Source organism: Wolbachia endosymbiont of Tuta absoluta (assembly GCF_059414725.1).
Genome location: NZ_JBNRJY010000320.1, coordinates 1 through 2,133 on the forward strand (window position 1 = coordinate 1; position 2,133 = coordinate 2,133).

General features: G+C 34.2%; 1 protein-coding gene and 1 pseudogene. Both read right to left on the reverse strand.

The features are described from left to right. Positions 1 to 543: 543 nt before the first annotated feature. A complete protein-coding gene (locus tag ACJ5GX_RS03480) occupies positions 544 to 813 on the reverse strand; it encodes a hypothetical protein (protein ID WP_019236515.1) in 270 nt (89 codons plus the stop codon). Between the two features lie 241 nt (positions 814 to 1,054). Beyond that, a pseudogene (locus tag ACJ5GX_RS03485) lies at positions 1,055 to 1,963 on the reverse strand (IS5 family transposase). Between the last annotated feature and the right edge of the window lie 170 nt (positions 1,964 to 2,133).

Below are 2,133 nucleotides of genomic sequence, written 5' to 3' on the forward strand. Positions count from 1 at the left end.
TTTCGTCATGCTGTCGATTCTTACTTCTTATGATTTTTTTGGACTATTATGGGAAGGGCTATATTTTAACAGTTTTAAAGCTGAAATAAAGAATATAGGTGTAACCACCGAAAAAGACTTTTTCTTATCAAAAAAACACCGTAAAACCCCATCCTTCAGGGCGGGGATATAAGGCGGAAGCGGGTGTTGACACCGAATATGCACAAAAGCATAATAGATTTAGCGGCAGGGCATGCCGTGTTGTGCCTGTGGAGGGGATAGTGCATTTAGCCTCCCGATGAAGCAGGAACCCACCGAGATGATTCAGACTTCGGTCTGAACGTGGTAGGAATCCTTGCCCTTTAGGGCGGGGAGGATGTCAACACACGAAGGCACCTCCCCTTCCTTTTTAATAAAAAATATCTATATACCTATTATAATATACGTAAATGTATATTATGCAAAATATAAGCAAGGTTATGCGCTGCTTAAACTTCTCTAATTAGTGACACTCAACTATAAGAGTAGCTTGCATAGCAAAGAAGATACTAAGTATCTTCTTTTTTATAGTTTCATTAGATTTAGATCTGATGACAACTCAGATAAATCGTTCAGCCCTTCCTGGAGCTGAGACGTAATAGAATTTAATTGATCACTAAATTTTACATCCTGTTCAAAGCTCCAATCACTTTCCCTACATTTACTAATGCATGCACTACGTAGTTCGTTATTATCCTGATGACTTTTAGGACATGCGCGTATGCAATGGTAATATTGTTCATACGCTTCTTCTCTAGTATTATACGCAGCAGCACTTTTTGTATTACTTTTCATAATATTCTCCTTAATTAAAAAACTAGTATAATATTAACATGTAACTATGAATTTTATACTAAATATAGTACATCTTCTTTTCAGAACAACATAAAAAATCAAACTACCCATACCCTCTCCTAGCATTTGGTTAACCAGCAATCATTTATCGCTCTGCCGTAAGAAGTGTAGCCACTGCCAAGTATAGCCCTTCCCAGGTTTTGTTGAATGGCAAGGAATAAGGAGGAGTAATGAAAGGAATTTACGAGGCAAATTTGAAAATAGGCATACCTATATCAGTAAAGTTATTAATAAAATAGCATTTTAAAAGCACCTCTTGAGAGCGATTTACCTCAGATTTATTCTTAAAACTAAATCCAAATGTTTTTTTGAGCCTCAGGAAAAAACTCTCGATACGTGAACGTATTTCATACCTTGTCTTCTTTTTCCAGTGGGTAAGTTTTCCTTATACTAATGTTGTTGTTTCTTTCTGATAGATAATCTATATTGCTGCAGATTTTTGCATTTTTTCTTGGCTTTATGATGGGTTTCAAATTGTATTGATTGCACAACTTATATAAATTATCTGTATCATAAGTTCCATCTGCACGCAGAGACTTAATCTTATAGATATCACCCATTTCCTTTAGTATTTTAGATGCTATCATGTGAAAGAAAATTAGTATATCGAACTGCTATTGCCTTTTTGCTGTTTACGTCCAAAGCAACATATAGCTTTCTTATTTGATCTGTACCATTATACTTCCTTATCTTGGCGTTATCTTTGTTATGTTGAGTACTGTTACTATAAATATGCATTACAGTACTATCTATAGCAATTTCAATATTCTCTATGTCATTTTTATCTGTTCTGTGGTCACATAGTTTCAAATTAAGTTTGACGAGAAGCTTGTGAATACTTGGAGATTCTTCACTATACTTTGTAAATATCCTTTTATAAATCCAACTGCTTGCCTTAAGCCTATTCCAAATAGATTAACGACTATACGTACTGCAATAACAACCTTATCGCTATAAATCTCCAGGAATTTTTTCTGAACTTTCGTACCAGTTTTCTATAGCTTCATCGATAAAATGAAAGACATTTCCTCTTTTTTCTAAAAATTGATTATACTCTTTAATGATTACTGACCTTCATCTTCTTTGGCATATACTCTACACAATGTTCATTTCTTAATAAAGTAACCACTTTCTTTAGATTTTCTCCCTTTTTTCTCCCATCTCTACTCGCTATGCAACAAAGCCAACTCAGGTTACCTTACTATGTTGTCATCATCTTTGAGTAAGTAATGTTAATAAAAAATGAGTAAATGATCGATC

Bases quoted from the DNA above. Each gene is read 5' to 3' on its own strand.
- ACJ5GX_RS03480 (WP_019236515.1), bottom strand. From the start codon at position 813: ATGAAAAGTAATACAAAAAGTGCTGCTGCGTATAATACTAGAGAAGAA.